Raw genomic sequence first — 18,025 nt, 5'->3', positions numbered from 1 at the left:
CGCGGGGCCTCCCCGGGGCTCCGCCGCGGACCCCGGCCCTCAGGCGCAAAGGGTGGCCGCCAGCGCCGGGGCCAGGCCCTGGACCACGCCCTCGGGGGTCAGGGCCACCACCGCGGGAAGCCGGAGGAGGTAGCGGGTCAGGGCCAGGCCCAGAAGCTGCGCGGAGACCAGGCCCGCCGCGGCCGCGGCCCGCTCCGGGCCGACGGCCGCCGCCAGCGCCGGGGCGACCTGCGCCGCGAACACCTCCCGCATCCGGGCCGCGGCCTGCTCGTTCGTCACCGCCGAGCGCAGCAGCACCAGCAGGGCGTCGTCGGCCGGATCGCCCTCCCACCGGTCCACGAAGTGGCGCACGAGGGCGGCCGGGAGCTCCCCGGGCGGCACGGCGCCCAGGTCGGGCAGGCGCAGGTCCACCGCGAGCGCGGCGTCGAAGAGCTGTTCCTTGCTGCCGAAGTAGCGCATGACCATCGACGGGTCGATCTCCGCGTCCGCCGCGACGGCGCGGATGGTGGTGCGCTCGTAGCCCTGCGCGGCGAAGCGCTCCCGGGCCGCCCGCAGGATCGCCGTCTTGGTCAGGTCCGAGGTTCGTCGCGCCGTCATGCCAACAAGCGTAGGCCAACAAGCGTTGACATACCAGCGGAACAGGCGCACCCTCATACCAACAGTTGTTGGCCAACAAGCGTTGGCCTGACGGAGGAGGCTCGTATGACCAGCACCGCCGCACTCCCGACCCGTACGGACGTGGCCGTCGTCGGCGCCGGACCCACCGGCCTCGCCCTCGCCGTGACCCTGGCGGAGGCCGGCATCGACTTCGTCCTCCTCGACCGGCAGACCGAGGGCGCCAACACCTCCCGCGCCGCCGTCGTGCACGCCCGCACGCTGGAGGTCCTCGACGAGCTCGACCCGAGCGGCGCCCTCTCCGGCGACCTCATCGGCCGCGGCGTCCGCGTCTCCCGGTTCCGGATCCGCGACGGCGCCCGCCCGCTCGCCGCGATCGACTTCGACGGCCTGCCCACGGCCCACCCGTACGCGCTGATGGTCCCCCAGTACGAGACCGAGGCCGTGCTCCTGGCGCGCCTGCGCGCCCTGGGCGGCGACGTCCACCGCCCCTACGAGGTCACCTCCGTCACCCAGGACGCGGACGGGGTCACCCTCACCACCGCCACCGGCGAAACCCTGCGCGCGGCCCACGCAGTCGGCGCCGACGGGATGCACAGCGTGGTCCGCGGGGCCGCCGGCATCGCCTTCGAGGGCAGCGCGTACGGAGAGTCCTTCGTCCTCGCCGACGTGGCCATGGACTGGGCCCCGGGCCCGCACGAGGTCACGCTCGCCTTCGGCGCCGACGGGCCCACCGTGGTCGCCCCGCTCCCCGCAGGGCACTACCGGATCGTCGCCGCCGTCGCCGAGGCCCCCGCCGAACCGGACCTCGCCTTCGTCCGGGCCCTGATGGACGAGCGCGTCCCCGGCCGGGCCGCCGTCCGCGAACTCGTCTGGTCCTCCCGGTTCCGGATCCACCACCGCGTCGCCGACCGGTACCGCGCCGGACGGCTGCTGCTCGCCGGGGACGCGGCCCATGTGCACAGCCCGGCCGGCGGTCAGGGCATGAACACCGGCATCCAGGACGGCTACGCCCTCGGCCGCGCCCTGGCCACCGGGGACCTCGACGGCTACGAGGCCCGGCGGCGCCCCGTCGCCCGGCGCGTGGTGGCCCTCACGCACCGGATGACCCGGGCCGCGACCACCCGGAACCCGGTCCTGCGCGCCGCGCGCAACGCCCTGCTGCCGCTGCTCGCCCGCATCCCGGCGCTGCGCGACCGCCTCGCCACCGAGCTGGCGGAGCTCAACTACCGCTGAGGCTCACTCCACGAACAGGCCCCGCGCCGCGGCCCGCGCGTCGAAGGCCTCCAGGCGGGCCTGTGCGTCCGGGAGGGCGTCCGCCATCGACTCCAGCAGCACCCGGCCCAGCAGCATCGGCGCACACGCCGTGTCGAAGGCCAGCCCGGTGCCGACCTGCGCCGGAATCAGCAGGTCCGAGTGGCGGGCCACGGGCGCGAAAGCCGACTCGGCGACCGTGACCACGGTGAGGCCGGCCCGCCGGGAGCGCTCCAGCGTGTCCACGACCTCCCGCGGGTGGCGGGGCAGCGCGAAGCAGAGCAGTGCCGAGGCCCCCTCGTAGACCGCCGCGTCGATGCGGTCCTCCATCATCGAGCCGCCCTCGTCGAGGAGCCGTACGTCCGGGTGGACCTTCGACGCGAAGTACGCGAACCCGCGCGCCTGGGAGGAGGCCGCCCGCAGCCCGAGCACCAGCAGCGGGGCCGAGGCCGCGAGCAGCCGCCCCGCCTGCTGGACCGGCGCGGGATCGGCGAGCATCGCCGCCAGCTGCCGCAGGTTCTCGATCTCGCCCAGGACGGCCTGCTGGTACTCGTTGTACGAGTCCTCGTGCGCGGCCTCGGGCCGCTCGGCGGGGGCCACCTCGCGCAGGTGGCGGCGGAGCGCGGGATATCCGTCGAAGCCCAGCGCCACGGCGAACCGGGTCACCGAGGGCTGGCTCACCCCGGCCAGTTCCGCGAGCTCGACGCTCGACAGGAAGGGCACCTCCGCCGCCCCGCGCACCATGCAGTGCGCGATCCGCCGCTGGGTCGGCGTCAGCCGGTGCCCCTCGAACAGCTTCTGCAGCCGCGCGGCCGGGCTGTCACTCATCCCGTCCCCTCCGTCCCGGTGAGATATTCAGTCACGGAGCACTCTGCATGCGGTTATGCAGCGGGGCAAGCCGTGCCCGCGATCCGGATAGGGGGGCTAACCCCAGTGCCGGGGCCTGCCGGGCTTCCTACGGTGGGGGCATGGACGCGCATGCCCAAGAGCTGAAGAAGGAATTCGACGCGACGATGGACGCCCGGCGCGAGCTGGGTCCGGAGTACGAGGCCGCGCTCGTGGACTCGTTCGTCGAGAAGGTCGACACGCAGGTCCGGCGCCGGCTCGCGGAGGAGCGCCTGTCCGCGGCCCGCGGTGACGGCCGGGCCCCTTCCGCCGTGCCGGGGGACGGGAACTTCGGCGAACGCTTCGGCTTCGCGATCGTCACGCTGGTCCTGGCGATCCCGCTGTCGGCGATCGCCGTCGCGCAGGCGCGGCTGCCGGGGCTGATCGTCGCCTGGGCGGGGATCGTGGGCGTGAACTTCATCCACGCCCGTCGCCTCCGGCGCGGTCCGCAGGATCCCCGGGGCTGACCCCGGGCCCGCAGCCACCGCCGCAGAGGCGAGCGAGCCGAAGGGGCGCGCCGGGGAGTGAGGGCGAACGCGCGGAGGAAACCGTGAGGCACGAGCGGTTTTCGAGCACGTACGCCGTCACGAGCCGGCACAAGGCGCCCCGGAGGCGAACCGAGCCCCGAAGAGGATTGCGCGGGGACCGCCGCACCCTCGGTCGCCCGAGGGGCGGGACGACGGCGGTCCCCGCGAAGGACACGGCCGGGTCAGGGCCGTCCGCGTCCGTGGCGTACGCGCGGTCCGGGAGCCGCTCCGGAGGTACGCACACGCCGTTCCGTGGTGCCGGCCGGGTCCCGGTCTCCCGGTCTCCCCTGCCGACAACCACCACTGTGCCGGAGCCGTGTTAAGCGGGTGCTGCCGTCACGTGTCATGCCCGTACCGATTGCGCGAAGGCCGTGCCACGGCGTGCCACGGGCCGGGGGCCCGGGGCGGGCCGCAGGCTACTTCGCTGACTTGGCCAGGAAGGCCAGCAGGTCCTGACGGCTCACCACACCGGTGGGCTTGCCCTCGACCAGCACGATCGCCGCGTCGGCCTCGCCGAGCACCGCCATCAGCTCGGACACCGGCTCGCCCGAGCCAACCTGCGGCAGCGGGGAGCTCATGTGCTTCTCCAGCGGGTCGGTCAGGGAGGCCCGCTGGGCGAACAGCGCCGCCAGGAGCTCCTTCTCGACCACGGAGCCGATGACCTCGGCGGCCATCACGTCCGGGTGACCGGCGCCCGGCTTGACGATCGGCATCTGCGAGACGCCGTACTCGCGCAGGACCTCGATGGCCTCGCCGACGGTCTCCTCGGGGTGCATGTGGACGAGCGAGGGGATGCCGCCCTCCTTGTCGTTCAGCACGTCGCCGATGCGCGCGGCGGGGCCGGCCTCCTCCAGGAAGCCGTGTCCCGCCATCCACTCGTCGCTGAAGATCTTGCTGAGGTAGCCGCGGCCGCTGTCCGGCAGCAGGACGACGACCACGTCGTCCGGGCCGAGGCCCTCGGCGGCCTTGAGCGCGGCCACGACGGCCATGCCGCAGGAACCGCCGACGAGCAGGCCCTCCTCCTTGGCGAGGCGGCGGGTCATCTGGAAGGAGTCCTTGTCGGACACCGCGATGATCTCGTCGGTGACGTTCGGGTCGTAGGCGGTCGGCCAGAAGTCCTCGCCGACGCCCTCGACCAGGTACGGGCGGCCCGAGCCGCCGGAGTAGACCGAGCCCTCGGGGTCGGCGCCGATGACCTTGACCTTCCCGCCGCTGACCTCCTTGAGGTAGTTGCCGGTACCGGAGATCGTGCCGCCCGTGCCGACACCCGCGACGAAGTGGGTGATCTTCCCGTCCGTCTGGTCCCACAGCTCGGGGCCGGTGGTCTCGTAGTGCGAACGGGGGTTGTTCGGGTTGCTGTACTGGTCGGGCTTCCAGGCGCCGGGCTCGCGCGCGAGGCGGTCGGACACGTTGTAGTACGAGTCCGGGTGCTCGGGGTCGACGGCGGTCGGGCAGACCACGACCTCGGCGCCGTACGCGCGCATCACGTTGATCTTGTCCATGGACACCTTGTCAGGGCAGACGAAGATGCACTTGTAGCCCTTCTGCTGGGCCACGATGGCGAGTCCTACACCCGTGTTGCCGCTGGTCGGCTCCACGATGGTGCCGCCGGGCTTGAGGGCTCCGCTCTGCTCGGCGGCCTCGATCATCCGTACGGCGATCCGGTCCTTCACGGATCCACCGGGATTGAAGTACTCGACCTTCGCAAGGACGGTGGCCTGCAGGCCTTCGGTCACACGGTTGAGCTTCACCAGCGGGGTGTTGCCGACGAGGCTGATCATCGAGTCGTGGAATTGCACCATGTTCTCCAAGGAGGGGACTCCACGGGTTCTCCGGGAGGTCCGGCCAGGGTATGCGGAAAGGGATTGACCGACCGCTCGTACGGGGCAGGTAGGGGTCAATGAGACGCGAGGAGGTGGCCTGAAGGATGTCCAGGGCGAGAACAGCCCGCCGGATCGCGGCGGGGGCAGCGTACGGCGGAGGCGGACTCGGACTGGTCGGGGCCGCCGCGGTCGGGCTGGTGGTGGCCGAGATGCAGTTCGCCAGGCGGGCCGTGGGATCCGGGCTGCCGGAGCCACCGCGGGCCGACGGGCTGTACGGGAGCGAGTTCGGCGGGCCGGAGCAGAGCCCGGGCCCGCTGCGCCTGGGCATGCTGGGTGATTCCACGGCCGCGGGACTGGGCGTACGGCGGGCCCGGCAGACCCCGGCGGCCCTGATGGCCTCCGGGCTGGCGGCGGTGGCCGAGCGGCCGGTGGAGCTGCGCAACGTGGCCCTTTCGGGTGCCATGTCGGACGACCTGGACCGGCAGGTGGGCCTGCTGCTGGACGGGGACCGGCCGGCCCCGGACGTGTGCGTGATCATGATCGGCGCGAACGACGTGACCCGCCGGATGCCGCCGACCCAGTCGGTGCGGCTGCTCACGGCGGCCGTGCGCAGGCTGCGCCTGGCCGGCTCCGAGGTCGTCGTCGGCACCTGCCCGGACCTGGGCACGATCGAGCCGGTCTACCAGCCGCTGCGCTGGCTGGCGCGCCGGGTCTCGCGCCAGCTGGCCGCCGCGCAGACCATAGGAGTGGTCGCGCTGGGTGCCCGTACGGTCTCCATGGGGGACCTGCTGGGCCCGGAGTTCGCCGCGAACCCGCGCGAGATGTTCGGCCCGGACTCCTACCACCCGTCGGCCGAGGGGTACGCGACCGCCGCCATGGCCGTGCTGCCGACCCTCTGCGCGACACTGGGCCTGTGGCCGGAGTCGGACCGGCTGGACGTGTCCCGGGACGAGGACATGCTGCCGGTGGCGAAGGCCGCGTCGGCCGCGGCGGGCCAGGCGGGTACGGAGGTCACGGCCGCCCGCGGCCCCTGGGTGCTGCTCAAGCACCGCCGCCGGCGGCGGGTGCCGGCCACGGACCCGGCCGAGCCGGTGGTTCCCTGAGAGCCCTGAGGGGGGTCCCGCGGGGCGAGTGCGGCCCGTGTCACACGCCCCGGCCGGTGACCTGGACCGTACGGGGCGGTAACTTCGCTTGCGGTCCCGCTCAGAGCCGCAACACACCCTTGGAGTCCCGATGCCCGAAGCCGTCATCGTTTCCACCGCCCGCTCCCCCATCGGGCGCGCCTTCAAGGGGTCCCTCAAGGACGTGCGGCCGGACGACCTGACCGCGACGATCATCCAGGCCGCCCTGGCCAAGGTCCCCGGCCTGGACCCGCGCGAGATCGACGACCTGATGCTGGGCTGCGGCCTGCCGGGCGGCGAGCAGGGCAACAACCTGGCCCGCATCGTGGCCGTGCAGATGGGCATGGACTTCCTGCCCGGCACCACCATCACCCGCTACTGCTCCTCCTCGCTGCAGACCTCCCGCATGGCCCTGCACGCCATCAAGGCGGGCGAGGGCGACGTCTTCATCTCGGCCGGCGTCGAGATGGTGTCGCGGTTCGCGAAGGGCAACTCGGACTCCTGGCCCGACACCCACAACCCGCTCTTCGCCGAGGCCGAGGCCCGTACGGCGGCCGTCGCCGAGTCGACCGGCTCCGGCTGGCACGACCCGCGCGAGGACGGCCTGGTCCCGGACGCGTACATCGCGATGGGCCAGACCGCCGAGAACCTGGCCCGCATCAAGGGCGTGACCCGTCAGGACATGGACGAGTTCGGCGTCCGCTCGCAGAACCTCGCGGAAGAGGCCATCAAGAACGGCTTCTGGGCCCGCGAGATCACCCCGGTCACCACCCCGGACGGCACGGTCGTCTCCGGGGACGACGGCCCGCGCGCCGGCGTGACCCTGGAGGGCGTGCAGGGCCTCAAGCCCGTCTTCCGCCCCGACGGCCTGGTCACGGCCGCCAACTGCTGCCCGCTGAACGACGGCGCCGCGGCGCTGGTCATCATGAGCGACACCAAGGCCCGCGAGCTGGGCCTGACCCCGCTGGCCCGGATCGTCTCCACCGGTGTCACCGGCCTCTCCCCCGAGATCATGGGCCTGGGCCCGGTCGAGGCGTCGAAGCAGGCCCTGAAGCGGGCCGGCCTCACGGTCGGCGACATCGACCTCTTCGAGATCAACGAGGCCTTCGCGGCCCAGGTCATCCCGTCGTACCGGGACCTGGAGATCCCGCTGGAGAAGCTGAACGTCAACGGCGGAGCCATCGCCGTCGGTCACCCCTTCGGGATGACCGGTGCGCGCATCACCGGCACTCTGATCAACAGCCTGCAGTTCCACGACAAGCAGTTCGGTCTTGAGACGATGTGCGTGGGTGGCGGTCAGGGCATGGCCATGGTCATCGAGCGTCTGAGCTGAGCCGTAGCGGAGGGTAGGGGCTGCCCCGACCGTGTCGACGTGCGGCTCCGCCGCGTGGCGAGGGGCGGCACCTGCCCGCAGCGGTGGCGAAGATCAGAGCGACCGAGAGATCGAGCGTCTGAGCTAATTCGATCAAGAGCGGGCCCCAGGCGCCGCAAGGGATCCGGCCGGATCCCTTGCGGCGTACTGACGCCGGGTCTAACCCGGTCGCGGCCGACCTGTGACCAAATTTCCCCCAGGATGTGACCTATCTCCTGGGGGATCGATGTTTACGCAGGTCAGGGCAGGTACGGATGCGACGGGTGTGACCAAAGCCCTGTCCATTTCGTGACGTAATGCACTGCACGCCATTCCCAGGTCGGGACACTCTGATGTAGGAAGTCGGGGGATCGAATCACCTCAGGAGTTAGTCAGTGAGCGCCATGTCTCTTGCCCTGCTGCTGACCACGGCCGCTGCCACCGCCGTGGGCGCTGCTGCGCTGCACGCCGTCCACGGTCTGCGCAAGCAGGTCACCGCCCTGCGCACCGAGCTGGCGGTGCCGGTCCACCCCCGCGGTGCGACCGTCCCGCACGCCCGCAGCGCCGTGGAGTCCCCCGCCGCGGAGATACGAGCCGCCGTGGCCGAGGCCCTCGCCGAGGAGCGCGAGCGCGAGCTCGCCGAGGCGCGGGCCTTCTGGGCCGCGCAGGAGGCCCGTGACGCCGCCGACGCCCCCTCGCTGCTGGGCGGCCTGCCCGGGCTCGGCGAGGACAGCCCGGTCTTCCTGCCCCGGCAGGCCGACCTGGTGGGGCTGGAGCCCGTACTCGGCGAGGAGATCCTCGACGAGCTCCCCGGCTACCCCGAGGATTCGGCCGAGCTGGCCGCCGCACGCCGGCGCCACCCCTCGCACCCCGACTTCGTACCGGTCCAGGCCTCGCACCCCGGCGCCGACCACGAGCGCACCGTGAACCGCCTGGAGGAGCTCGCGGAGGCCCGTACGGCCCTCGCGGACGTCCGCCCGGGCCCGCTCGGCACGCTGGACGTGTACGTCTTCACCGACGGCACGACGCTGTGCATGACCCCGGGGCACCGGGAGACCGCGGAGCGCCTCGCCGAGGCCCTGCGCTCGGGCACCGCGCCGGTCCTGCTGGGCGGCTCGGGCATCTCGGGCGCCTACGCGCTGACCTTCTCCTGCGGTGACGCCGAGGACCCCGAGAGCAACGTCTACATCCTCGCGGACCGCGTCATCGCATCGCTCTGATCTCCGCCTGCTCCACCAGCCGCACGGCCTCGTCCAGCACCTCGGACGGGGCCTTCGCGCTGTCCGGGGCCGCGGCGCGCAGTGCTTCGGCGAGGTCCAGCCCCGTCACCGCCACCTGATCGCCGACCACGAAGATGCCGGCGTCCGGCACCTCCTTCGGCTCCTGCCCGGGCGTCTCGATCCGCTGGGCCCGTACGGAGAGTTCGCGGGCCAGGTCCAGGGCCGCAGCCGCGGCACCCTGCTGCAGGCGGCTCTGCGGCGCGGCCCGCAGCCGGTCGGCGAAACGTTCCACGACGGCGGTCAGGGGCGAAGTATCAAGCACCCGGCCGACCTTACGCGCCGCCCGGGCACCATTGCCAACGGGCGAACTCTCCGGCACGGTGGCGTGAAGAGAACAGCACGGCGATACCTCCGGAGGCGCCCATGTCCGTAGAGTTCTCCGAACAGACACACCGCAACATGATCGACAGAATCCCCCAGACCACCGGTCGTGAAGTCTCCGACTGGCTCCGCACCGTCGACGAAGGCCCCTCACTCGTCCGGTTCGAGGAGAAGGTCAGCTGGCTGCGCGGCGCGCACGAGCTGTCGTACGGCCAGGCCAAGGCGATCATCCACGAGTACGACCTGCGCAGAGCCGCACGCCGGTTCGGCTGAGCCCCCCTCTCCCCCGATACCCGACCGTTCCCGCACCCTGGATGCGGGAAGGCCCCGCGAGCGGTGTGCTCGCGGGGCCTTCCCCATGCCGTGCGCGGTCCGGTGGCCGGCCCGCGGGTCCTGCTAGTCGTCGCCCGAGAGGATCGAGAAGATGCGCAGCATCTCGACGTAGATCCAGACCAGGGTCATGGTGAGGGCGAAGGCCGCCAGCCAGGCCTCCTCGCGCGGGGCACCGTAGGCGATGCCGTCCTCGACCTGCTTGAAGTCGAGGGCGAGGAAGCAGGCGCCGAGGATGACGCCGATGGCGCCGAACAGCAGGCCGAGGCCGCCGCTGCGGAAGCCGAGGCCGTCACCGCCGCCGAAGACCGCGAACAGCGAGTTCACGAGCATGAGCAGGATGAAGCCCAGCGCCGCCGCCATCACGAAGCCGTAGAAGCGGCGGGTGACGCGGATCCAGCGCATCTTGTACGCGAAGAGCACGGCGGCGAAGACGCACATCGTGCCCATCACGGCCTGCATGACCACGCCGGGGCCGAGGTACGTGCTGACAGCCGCGCTGATGACGCCGAGGAACACGCCCTCGAACGCCGCGTAGGCCAGGATCAGGCCCGGGACGGGCTTGCTCTTGAAGGACTGGATCATCGCGAAGACGAAGGCGATGAGGCCTGCGCCGATGGCGATGCCGTAGGACATGCCGAGGTTGTCCGGGTCGACCGGAAGTGCCACCCAGGCGAGGGTCGCCGTCACGATGAGCGTGCCGAGCGTCATGGCCGAACGGCTCACGACGTCGTCCATGGTCATCACGTTGGCGCGGGCCGGGGCCTGGGGCATGCCGGTGGTCGGGTCGGCCGCGTACGGGTTCGTCGCGTACGGGTTGGTCCCGGCCTGCTGCGGCTGCGCGTCAAAGCCCGCGTAGCCACCGTTGTCGCGGCTGAACCCCCGTCGCGAGAAGACCGGGTTACTGCTCCTCATCTCACTCCTCCGTGGCCACCGAGCGCGGCCTTGCAACAAGAGTAATGCGCTCGCAAAAAAAGCACCCTACTGCTGGAGGAGGATCTTAGGAGAGGCCGCGGCGGAGCGCAGTAAATAAAGGGAGCGTCTCGCGGAGGCCCCCGTACGCCGACCGGAAACGCACCGGCTCGGCGCAGACGGCCCGGGTCCCGGTCACGAGCCGGGGCGCGCGCGCCCGCGGCGTACCCTTCGCCCTTCGCACTTCACCCGGCCCGGCGGCCGGCGGGTCCGCGCCTCGTCGACGCCGTCGCGGAAGGCTTCGGCCCTACTACGTGCGCGGAAGGCGCTCGCGACGTGCGGTGTTCCCCCGTCTTCCCGGCCCCCGGAAACGGTCAAGTCCCGGGAAGGTCGGCCCTGCAGGCCGGGCGCCGTGCCATTGATGGTGCCCGGAGCCGGACTTGAACCGGCACGGCCCGAAGGCCAGCGAGGTTTAAGCTCGCCGTGTCTGCATTCCACCATCCGGGCAAGGCGTGGCGGCCCCCGTGAAAAAGCCTTGAACGCTGAGCCGAGCCTATCCGGATCGCTCCCCCTGCCAACCTGCGAACTTTCCGATGTTGTCTGATTTTATTGGCGCTTGAGGGTTCGTCAGACCCCAGAATGCACGGTCGGCCCGCTCTGGACGGCGATCATCACCTGTACGGGAATGACGGGATTTCGATGGCCCACGCCACCCCCCGCGCCACCCTCCCCGCCACCCCGGGCCACCGCCCGCGGATCAGGCTCCTGTCATACCAGAGGAGGACACGAGCCCGCCCGCAGTCAGACTCCAGCGGGGCGAGGAACAGGCACGGCGGCTGATCCGGAGCGGGGGTACCCGCGGTGAGGATGGAAACGTCCCCGCACCGCAGACCGAGGAGCCGTCCCGTGACCACCATGAACTACGCCCCGCACACCGCCCAGGCCGTGGCCGCCCGCGCCACCGGCCTCTCCAAGGTGTACGGCCAGGGCGAGACCCAGGTGGTCGCGCTGAAGAACGTCACGGTGGACTTCACGCAGGGGCAGTTCACCGCGATCATGGGCCCCTCGGGCTCGGGCAAGTCCACGCTGATGCACTGCGTGGCGGGCCTGGACACCTTCTCCGAGGGCTCCGTCCGCATCGGCGACACCGAGCTGGGCAGCCTCAAGGACAAGCAGCTCACCCAGCTCCGCCGGGACAAGATCGGCTTCATCTTCCAGGCCTTCAACCTGCTGCCGACCCTGACGGCCCTGGAGAACATCACGCTCCCCATGGACATCGCCGGCCGCAAGCCCGACAAGCAGTGGCTGGACTCCGTGATCGACATGGTCGGCCTCTCGGGCCGCCTCTCCCACCGCCCCACCCAGCTCTCCGGCGGCCAGCAGCAGCGCGTGGCCGTGGCCCGCGCCCTGGCCTCCCGCCCCGAGATCATCTTCGGTGACGAGCCCACCGGAAACCTGGACTCGCGCTCCGGCGCCGAGGTCCTCGGCTTCCTGCGCAACTCGGTGCGCGAGCTCGGCCAGACCGTGGTGATGGTCACCCACGACCCGGTCGCCGCCTCCTACGCGGACCGCGTCATCTTCCTCGCCGACGGCCAGATCGTCCACGAGATGCACAGCCCCACCGCCGACGGCGTGCTCGACCGGATGAAGGCCTTCGACGCCAAGGGCCGCACCAGCTGACCCGGGATCTCCCTCCCCGCCCCTCCTCCAGACTTCCAGCCCCAGGACTGAGATCCCCCATGTTCCGTACCGCCCTGCGCAACGTCCTCGCGCACAAGGCCCGGCTGCTGATGACGGTGCTCGCCGTCACCCTCGGCGTCGCCTTCGTCTCCGGCACCCTCGTCTTCACCGACACCCTCAAGAAGTCCCTCTCCGGCCAGTCCGCCAAGAGCTACGAGGGCATCGCCGTCTCGGTCACCTCGTACGGCCAGGGCCGCAACGAGCAGGGCGAGAAGGAGGGCGAGCCCGGCCTCGGCCAGCAGACCCTCGACAAGATCAAGGCGCTCCCGGGCGTCGACACCGTCTCCGGCCGCGTCGCGGGCTTCGCCGGCGTCGGCGACGAGAACGGCAAGCTGATCGGCTCCGGCTGGTCCAACCAGGGCGCCAACTACACGCCCGTCAAGGACGGCAAGGACCCGCGCTACACCTTCGCCCAGGGCGCCGGCCCGGCCAAGGCCGACGAGATCGCCCTCGACAAGGCCACCGCCGACAAGGGCAACTACAAGGTCGGCGACAAGGTCCGCGTCGCCACCAACGGCCCGGTCAAGGAGTACTCCCTCGCCGGCGTCTTCACCACCGAGGACGGCGCCGTCCAGGCCGGCGGCAGCCTGGTCCTCTTCGAGACCAAGGTCGCCCAGGAGCTCTACCTCAAGCCCGGCTACTTCCAGGAGCTGTCGGTCGGCGCGAAGAACGGCACCTCCGCCGACAAGCTGCTCGCCGACATCAAGCCGCTGCTCGACAAGAACGCCAAGGCGCAGACCGGCGCGGCGCTCGCCGCCGATCAGGCCAAGCAGATCGAGAAGGGCCTCAGCAACCTCAGCACGATGCTGCTCGTCTTCGCCGGCATCTCGCTCTTCGTCGGCGTCTTCCTGATCTACAACACCTTCACCATGCTGGTCACCCAGCGCACCAAGGAGCTGGCCCTGCTGCGCGCCGTCGGCGCCAACCGCGGTCAGGTCATGCGCTCCGTGCTCAGCGAGGCCCTCGTCGTCGGCGTCCTGTCGGCCGCCGTCGGCCTGGTCAGCGGCATCGGCCTGGCGATCGGGATCCGTTCCGTCATCGGCTCCCTCGGCGCCAAGCTGCCGGGCGGCGCACTCGTGATCGCCCCCGGCACCGTCGCCGCCGCCCTCGTCATCGGCGTCGTCGTCACCACCGTCGCCGCCGTGCTGCCGGCCTGGCGCACCGGCAAGATCGCCCCGGTCGCCGCCATGGGCAGCGCCCACCTGCCGGCCACCTCGAAGTCCCTGCTCGTACGCAACATCCTCGGCTCGATCATCAGCCTCGGCGGCATCGGCCTGGTCTTCCTGGGCGTGTCCACGGGCGGCGACTCGGGCCGCATGACCATGGGCGCCGGCGCCTTCTTCATGCTGATCGGCATGATCGTGCTGCTGCCGCTGCTCTCCAAGCCGGTCATCGGCACCGTCCGCCCGCTGCTGGAGAAGCTGTTCGGGATCCCCGGCAAGCTGGCCTCCCAGAACGCCGTCCGCAACCCGCGCCGCACCGCCGTCACCGCCGCCTCCCTGGCGATCGGGCTGACCCTGGTCACCACGCTGTCGGTGCTCGGCATCACCGTCGGCAAGGTCGTCGACCGGATGAGCACCGAGAAGCTCAAGGCCGACTACCGGGTCTCCATGTCCTCCGACGCGGGCAGCCTCGACAAGTCCGTGGCCGAGACCCTCGCCAAGGCCCCCGGCATCAAGGCGGTCTCCCCGCAGACGGCCGGCTACTTCCTGGTCGACGGCGACTTCCGGGCCGCCTCCGGCGTCAACCCGGCCACCATCGGCCAGCTCCTCAACGTCGAGGTCCTCAGCGGCTCGCTCGACAGCCTCGGCAAGGGCGAGGTCGCCGTCGCCGAGAAGACCGCCAAGAAGCAGAAGTTCACGGTCGGCACCCCGATCAAGCTGAAGTACGACGACGGCCAGGAGGCGTCCGTCAAGGTCGGCGCGATCTACAAGGACATGGAGGGCCTGCTCTCCCCCTACGTCATCGACAACAAGATCCTCTCCGAGCACAGCGAGGAGATGTACATCCCCGAGGTGTACGTCAACGTCGACGGCGGGGCCTCCAAGGCCGCCCAGCAGAAGGTCGTCGACGCCCTCGGCAAGAACCCGGCCATCACCGTCGCCACCCAGCAGGACATGCGCAACGAGATGGGCGGCATGATCAACACGATGCTGAACATCATGTACGGCCTGCTCGGCATGGCACTGGTCATCTCGGTGCTCGGCGTGGTCAACACCCTGGCCATGTCCGTCTTCGAGCGGACCCAGGAGATCGGCATGCTGCGGGCGATCGGTCTCGACCGGGGCCGGGTCAAGAACATGATCCGCCTGGAGGCCGTGGTGATCTCGCTCTTCGGAGCGGTCCTGGGTGTCGCCATCGGCGTCTTCCTCGCCTGGGCCGTGGGCACCACGATCGCGAAGTCCATGCCGAACTACGAACTGATCCTCCCGTGGGACCGGATCGGCATCTTCCTCCTGCTGGCCGCCGTGGTCGGTGTCCTGGCCGCCATGTGGCCGGCCCGCAGCGCCGCCCGCCTGAACATGCTGACCGCCATCAAGACGGAGTAGCACCCGCGGCAGCGGCGCAGGACGCGGAAGGGCCCCAGGCATCGCCTGGGGCCCTTCCGCGTTCCCGTGGGGGTTCCCATGGGGGTTCCCATGGGGCTGCTAGACCGTTTCTGCGTCCCAGGTGCGCAGCCGCAGCGGCAGCCTGGCGTCCCCGGAGGCCGTGGGCCGTACCGCGAGCACCTGGTTGACCCCGAGCCGGCCCCGCTCGAAGCCGAGCGCGCAGGCCGCCATGTAGAGCTGCCAGACGCGGGCCCGCCCGGGCGAGGTCAGCCGGACCGCCTCCGCCCAGTGCTCCTCCAGCCGGGCCACCCAGGCCCGCAGGGTCAGCCCGTAGTGCTCGCGCAGCGCCTCCACGTCGCGGACCTCGAAGCCGGCCCGCTCCAGTTCGCCGACGGTGGTGCCGAGCGGGGAGAGCTCGCCGTCGGGGAAGACGTAGGCGTCGATGAACTCGTCGACCCGGTACGCCTCCTCGTCCGGCTCCGGCGGACGGGCGATCTGGTGGTTCAGCAGCCGCCCGCCGGGGCGCAGCAGGGCGTGCAGGGTGCGGGCGTAGTCGCGGTAGCGGTCGGCCCCGACGTGTTCGGCCATCCCGATGGAGGAAATGGCCTCGTACGGTCCGTCCTTGACGTCCCGGTAGTCCTGGATCCGGATGTCCACCAGGTCGGTCAGTCCCTCGTCCGCGACCCGTTTACGGGCGTACACGGCCTGCTCGCGGGAGAGCGTGACCCCGGTGACCCGGACGCCGTACTCGCGGGCGGCGTGCAGCGCCATGGAGCCCCAGCCGCAGCCGACGTCGAGCAGCCGGTCCCCGGGCCGCAGGGCGAGCTTGCGGCAGACCAGGTCGAGCTTGTCGTGCTGGGCCTGCTCCAGGGTGGAGCCGGGGCTCCAGTAGGCGCAGGAGTACACCATCGAGGGGCCGAGGACCCGTTCGTAGAAGTCGTTGCCGACGTCGTAGTGGTGGCTGACGGCCCGGCGGTCACGGCTCTTGCTGTGGCGTGCCCCGCCCCGCCGGTCCGCCTCCTCGGCGGGGGGCGGGGGCGGCGGCAGCGGTCCGGCGAGGGCGATCAGCTCGCGCGCGGCCGCCCGGTGGGCGGCGTCGCGCCACCGCGCCCCCGGCAGGTCGGAGAGCGCGGGGAGCCCGGCGCGGCGCGCGAGGTTCCCCAGGGCCGCGAGCGGCCCTGGCCCGGTCTGGGCCGTGGAGACGGCGGGGCCGACGGGCGGCAGGTCCGGCCCGCGTTCCCACAGCAGGCCCGCCACCCGGTCCAGCAGGTCGAACAGATTGCCTTCGACCGTCAGTTCGCCCGCCACCCAGGCGCGGGCCAGCCCCAGCTCCCCGGGCCTCCACAGCATCCGCCGCACGGCGCGGCGGTCGTGGATGACGAGCACGGGGCCGTCGGGCGGGCCGGCCTCGCTGCCGTCCCAGGCCCGCACGCGTACCGGCAGCGGGGCACCCAGCAGGGTCTCGGCAACAACGGCGAGCCGCGGCGCGGCGTCGGTCATGGCGCACCTCCACAAAAGCTCCGACCCCTCCGTCTACCCATCCCGGGCCCCGGGTACGCCGAAGGGGCCGCCCGCACCACGGATGGCGGGCGGCCCCTTCGGGGTCGTACAGGTCGTACAGGTCGTACAGGTGGAGCAGATGGAGCACGTGAGGCAGGTGGAGCTCAGGTCCTGCCGGTCACAAAGGTCAGGCCTTGGCCTTCGCGGCCGGGGCAGCGGCGGCGGCCGGAGCCGGCGCCGGCTTGGCGGCCTCGTAGAACTCCTCGCGGGGGGTCTCCAGCGCACCGAGGGAGACGACCTCGCGCTTGAGGAACATCGCGAGGGTCCAGTCGGCGAAGACACGGATCTTGCGGTTCCAGGTCGGCATGGCCATGCCGTGGTAGCCACGGTGCATGTACCAGGCCAGCCGGCCCTTGAGCTTGATCTTCGTCTTGCCCATGACGATCATCGCGACGCCCTTGTGGAGGCCGAGGCCTGCCACCGCACCCTTGTTGGAGTGCGAGTACTCGGCCTGCGGGAAGCCCCGCATGCCCGAGATGACGTTGTCGCCGAGGACCTTGGCCTGACGCAGCGCGTGCTGGGCGTTCGGCGGGCACCAGGCGTTCTCGACACCGGCCTTGCGGGCGGCCACGTCCGGGACCTGGGCGTTGTCGCCCGCGGCCCAGATGTAGTCGGTGCCCGTGACCTGGAGGGTCGGCTGGGCGTCCACGTGGCCGCGGGGGCCGAGCGGCAGGCCGTAGCGGGCCAGGGCCGGGTTCGGCTTGACGCCGGCGGTCCACACGATGGTGTTGGAGTCGACCTCGAGGCCGTTCTTCAGCACCACGTGGCCGTCCACGCAGGAGTCCATGGAGGTGCTGAGGTAGATCTCGATGCCGCGGGACTCGAGGTGCTCCTTGCCCCAGGTGCCGAGCTTGGGCCCGACCTCGGGAAGGATCTTGTCGGCCGCGTCGACCAGGATGAAGCGCATGTCCTCGCGCTTGATCGTGGAGTAGTACTTCGCGGCGTCCCGGGCCATGTCCTCGACCTCACCGATGGTCTCCGCACCGGCGAAGCCGCCGCCGACGAAGACGAAGGTGAGGGCCTTGCGGCGGACGTTCTCGTCCGTCGTGGACTCGGCCTTGTCGAGCTGCTCGAGAACGTGGTTGCGCAGGCCGATGCCCTCTTCGACGCCCTTCATACCGATGCCCTGTTCGGCGAGGCCGGGGATCGGGAAGGTGCGGGAGACGGCGCCGAGCGCGATCACCAGGTAGTCGAAGGGCAGCTCGTACGCCTCGCCGACGAGCGGCGTGACGACGGCGACCTTGCGGTCCTGGTCGATGCTGGTGACCCGGCCGGTGAGAACCTCTGCCTTGGGCAGCACGCGTCGCAGCGGGACGACGACGTGCCGAGGCGAGATGCTGCCTGCGGCCACTTCAGGGAGGAAGGGCTGGTAGGTCATGTACGAGCGCGGGTCGACGACCGTGACGGTCGCCTCGCCGTAGCGCATCTTCTTCATGATGCGCTTGGCTGCGTACAGGCCTACGTACCCACCTCCTACAACGAGGATCCTGGGACGCTCCGTGGTGCTCATGGAACGAGTATCCAGCACCCAATGGGGTGTCGCTCGTGAGCCCCTTCACAAGGACTGGGAGACCCTCTGCTACACTCCGCCGCCCACGTGACCGAGGTCATGGTGCGCGACGGGAACCAGAAGGCGTCCGGAGTCGTTGTTCACCCGTCCTGAACTGGCCTCCTAGGCCGAAAGCGGACTGGACCACAGGGGTTCGTCCATACCTCCGACGCGGATCCCGTCGCCTCCGCCGATCGCACGAACGCAC

Annotated in this window: 15 protein-coding genes and 1 tRNA gene; 8 read left to right on the top strand and 8 right to left on the bottom strand. The window is 71.4% G+C overall.

The window, feature by feature from the left end; translation table 11 throughout:
- Nucleotides 1–39 precede the first annotated feature (39 nt).
- Nucleotides 40–597, bottom strand: coding sequence for a TetR family transcriptional regulator (locus tag KO717_RS22065; protein WP_301370532.1), 558 nt, complete (start codon nucleotides 595–597; stop codon nucleotides 40–42).
- Between the two features lie 105 nt (nucleotides 598–702).
- Between KO717_RS22065 and KO717_RS22060 the strand changes: the two genes are divergently transcribed.
- The gene (locus KO717_RS22060) at nucleotides 703–1,851 is read left to right on the top strand and encodes an FAD-dependent oxidoreductase (RefSeq protein WP_301370531.1); all 1,149 of its coding nucleotides are present in this window, start codon (nucleotides 703–705) and stop codon (nucleotides 1,849–1,851) included.
- A 3-nt stretch (nucleotides 1,852–1,854) separates the two neighbouring features.
- Here the strand turns inward: KO717_RS22060 and KO717_RS22055 are convergent, their stop codons facing one another.
- On the bottom strand, nucleotides 1,855–2,697 hold the full coding sequence (locus KO717_RS22055) for a MurR/RpiR family transcriptional regulator (protein WP_301370529.1): 843 nt from the start codon (nucleotides 2,695–2,697) through the stop codon (nucleotides 1,855–1,857).
- Between the two features lie 140 nt (nucleotides 2,698–2,837).
- Here KO717_RS22055 and KO717_RS22050 point away from each other — a divergent pair, with 140 nt between their 5' ends.
- On the top strand, nucleotides 2,838–3,221 hold the full coding sequence (locus KO717_RS22050; RefSeq protein ID WP_301370527.1) for a hypothetical protein: 384 nt from the start codon (nucleotides 2,838–2,840) through the stop codon (nucleotides 3,219–3,221).
- Nucleotides 3,222–3,697: 476 nt separating this feature from the next.
- Here KO717_RS22050 and KO717_RS22045 read toward each other — a convergent pair whose 3' ends face one another.
- A complete protein-coding gene (locus tag KO717_RS22045; RefSeq protein WP_030016498.1) occupies nucleotides 3,698–5,080 on the bottom strand; it encodes a cystathionine beta-synthase in 1,383 nt (460 codons plus the stop codon).
- 128 nt (nucleotides 5,081–5,208) lie between these two features.
- Here KO717_RS22045 and KO717_RS22040 point away from each other — a divergent pair, with 128 nt between their 5' ends.
- The 3 genes from KO717_RS22040 to KO717_RS22030 all read left to right on the top strand — a co-directional run bounded on the left by KO717_RS22040 (nucleotide 5,209) and on the right by KO717_RS22030 (nucleotide 8,796).
- Complete coding sequence (locus KO717_RS22040) at nucleotides 5,209–6,207, top strand: SGNH/GDSL hydrolase family protein (RefSeq protein ID WP_301370525.1); 999 nt, start codon at nucleotides 5,209–5,211, stop codon at nucleotides 6,205–6,207.
- Nucleotides 6,208–6,337: 130 nt separating this feature from the next.
- Nucleotides 6,338–7,558, top strand: a complete 1,221-nt coding sequence (locus KO717_RS22035; protein ID WP_301370523.1) for an acetyl-CoA C-acetyltransferase — start codon at nucleotides 6,338–6,340, stop codon at nucleotides 7,556–7,558.
- Between the two features lie 422 nt (nucleotides 7,559–7,980).
- Nucleotides 7,981–8,796 (top strand): hypothetical protein, encoded by an 816-nt coding sequence (locus KO717_RS22030; RefSeq protein ID WP_301374662.1) that lies wholly within the window; start codon nucleotides 7,981–7,983, stop codon nucleotides 8,794–8,796.
- Here KO717_RS22030 and KO717_RS22025 read toward each other — a convergent pair.
- Complete coding sequence (locus tag KO717_RS22025; RefSeq protein ID WP_301370521.1) at nucleotides 8,780–9,118, bottom strand: hypothetical protein; 339 nt, start codon at nucleotides 9,116–9,118, stop codon at nucleotides 8,780–8,782. The genes KO717_RS22030 and KO717_RS22025 overlap by 17 nt on opposite strands.
- 101 nt (nucleotides 9,119–9,219) lie before the next feature.
- On the opposite strand from KO717_RS22025, the gene KO717_RS22020 reads away from it, so the two are divergent.
- The gene (locus KO717_RS22020; protein WP_030716449.1) at nucleotides 9,220–9,450 is read left to right on the top strand and encodes a DUF4287 domain-containing protein; all 231 of its coding nucleotides are present in this window, start codon (nucleotides 9,220–9,222) and stop codon (nucleotides 9,448–9,450) included.
- A gap of 123 nt (nucleotides 9,451–9,573) precedes the next feature.
- Here KO717_RS22020 and KO717_RS22015 read toward each other — a convergent pair whose 3' ends face one another.
- Nucleotides 9,574–10,422: a Bax inhibitor-1/YccA family protein gene (locus tag KO717_RS22015; protein WP_301370518.1), complete on the bottom strand. Its 849-nt coding sequence runs from the start codon at nucleotides 10,420–10,422 to the stop codon at nucleotides 9,574–9,576.
- A 419-nt stretch (nucleotides 10,423–10,841) separates the two neighbouring features.
- A tRNA-Leu gene (locus KO717_RS22010) sits at nucleotides 10,842–10,926 on the bottom strand.
- Nucleotides 10,927–11,334: 408 nt separating this feature from the next.
- Here KO717_RS22010 and KO717_RS22005 point away from each other — a divergent pair.
- Both KO717_RS22005 and KO717_RS22000 read left to right on the top strand, forming a co-directional pair.
- Nucleotides 11,335–12,099: an ABC transporter ATP-binding protein gene (locus tag KO717_RS22005; protein WP_301374660.1), complete on the top strand. Its 765-nt coding sequence runs from the start codon at nucleotides 11,335–11,337 to the stop codon at nucleotides 12,097–12,099.
- A gap of 59 nt (nucleotides 12,100–12,158) precedes the next feature.
- Complete coding sequence (locus KO717_RS22000; RefSeq protein WP_301370517.1) at nucleotides 12,159–14,708, top strand: ABC transporter permease; 2,550 nt, start codon at nucleotides 12,159–12,161, stop codon at nucleotides 14,706–14,708.
- Nucleotides 14,709–14,807: 99 nt separating this feature from the next.
- On the opposite strand, the gene KO717_RS21995 is transcribed toward KO717_RS22000, so the two are convergent.
- Both KO717_RS21995 and KO717_RS21990 read right to left on the bottom strand, forming a co-directional pair.
- Complete coding sequence (locus KO717_RS21995; protein WP_301370515.1) at nucleotides 14,808–16,208, bottom strand: SAM-dependent methyltransferase; 1,401 nt, start codon at nucleotides 16,206–16,208, stop codon at nucleotides 14,808–14,810.
- Between the two features lie 187 nt (nucleotides 16,209–16,395).
- Nucleotides 16,396–17,778 (bottom strand): NAD(P)/FAD-dependent oxidoreductase, encoded by a 1,383-nt coding sequence (locus KO717_RS21990; protein WP_301370514.1) that lies wholly within the window; start codon nucleotides 17,776–17,778, stop codon nucleotides 16,396–16,398.
- Nucleotides 17,779–18,025: the final 247 nt, after the last annotated feature.

Origin of the sequence: Streptomyces xanthophaeus, assembly GCF_030440515.1 — a bacterium.
GTDB lineage: Bacteria > Actinomycetota > Actinomycetes > Streptomycetales > Streptomycetaceae > Streptomyces > Streptomyces kutzneri.
The sequence above is the reverse complement of the archived record's forward strand: the minus strand, read 5'-3'. Positions and strand labels throughout refer to the sequence as shown.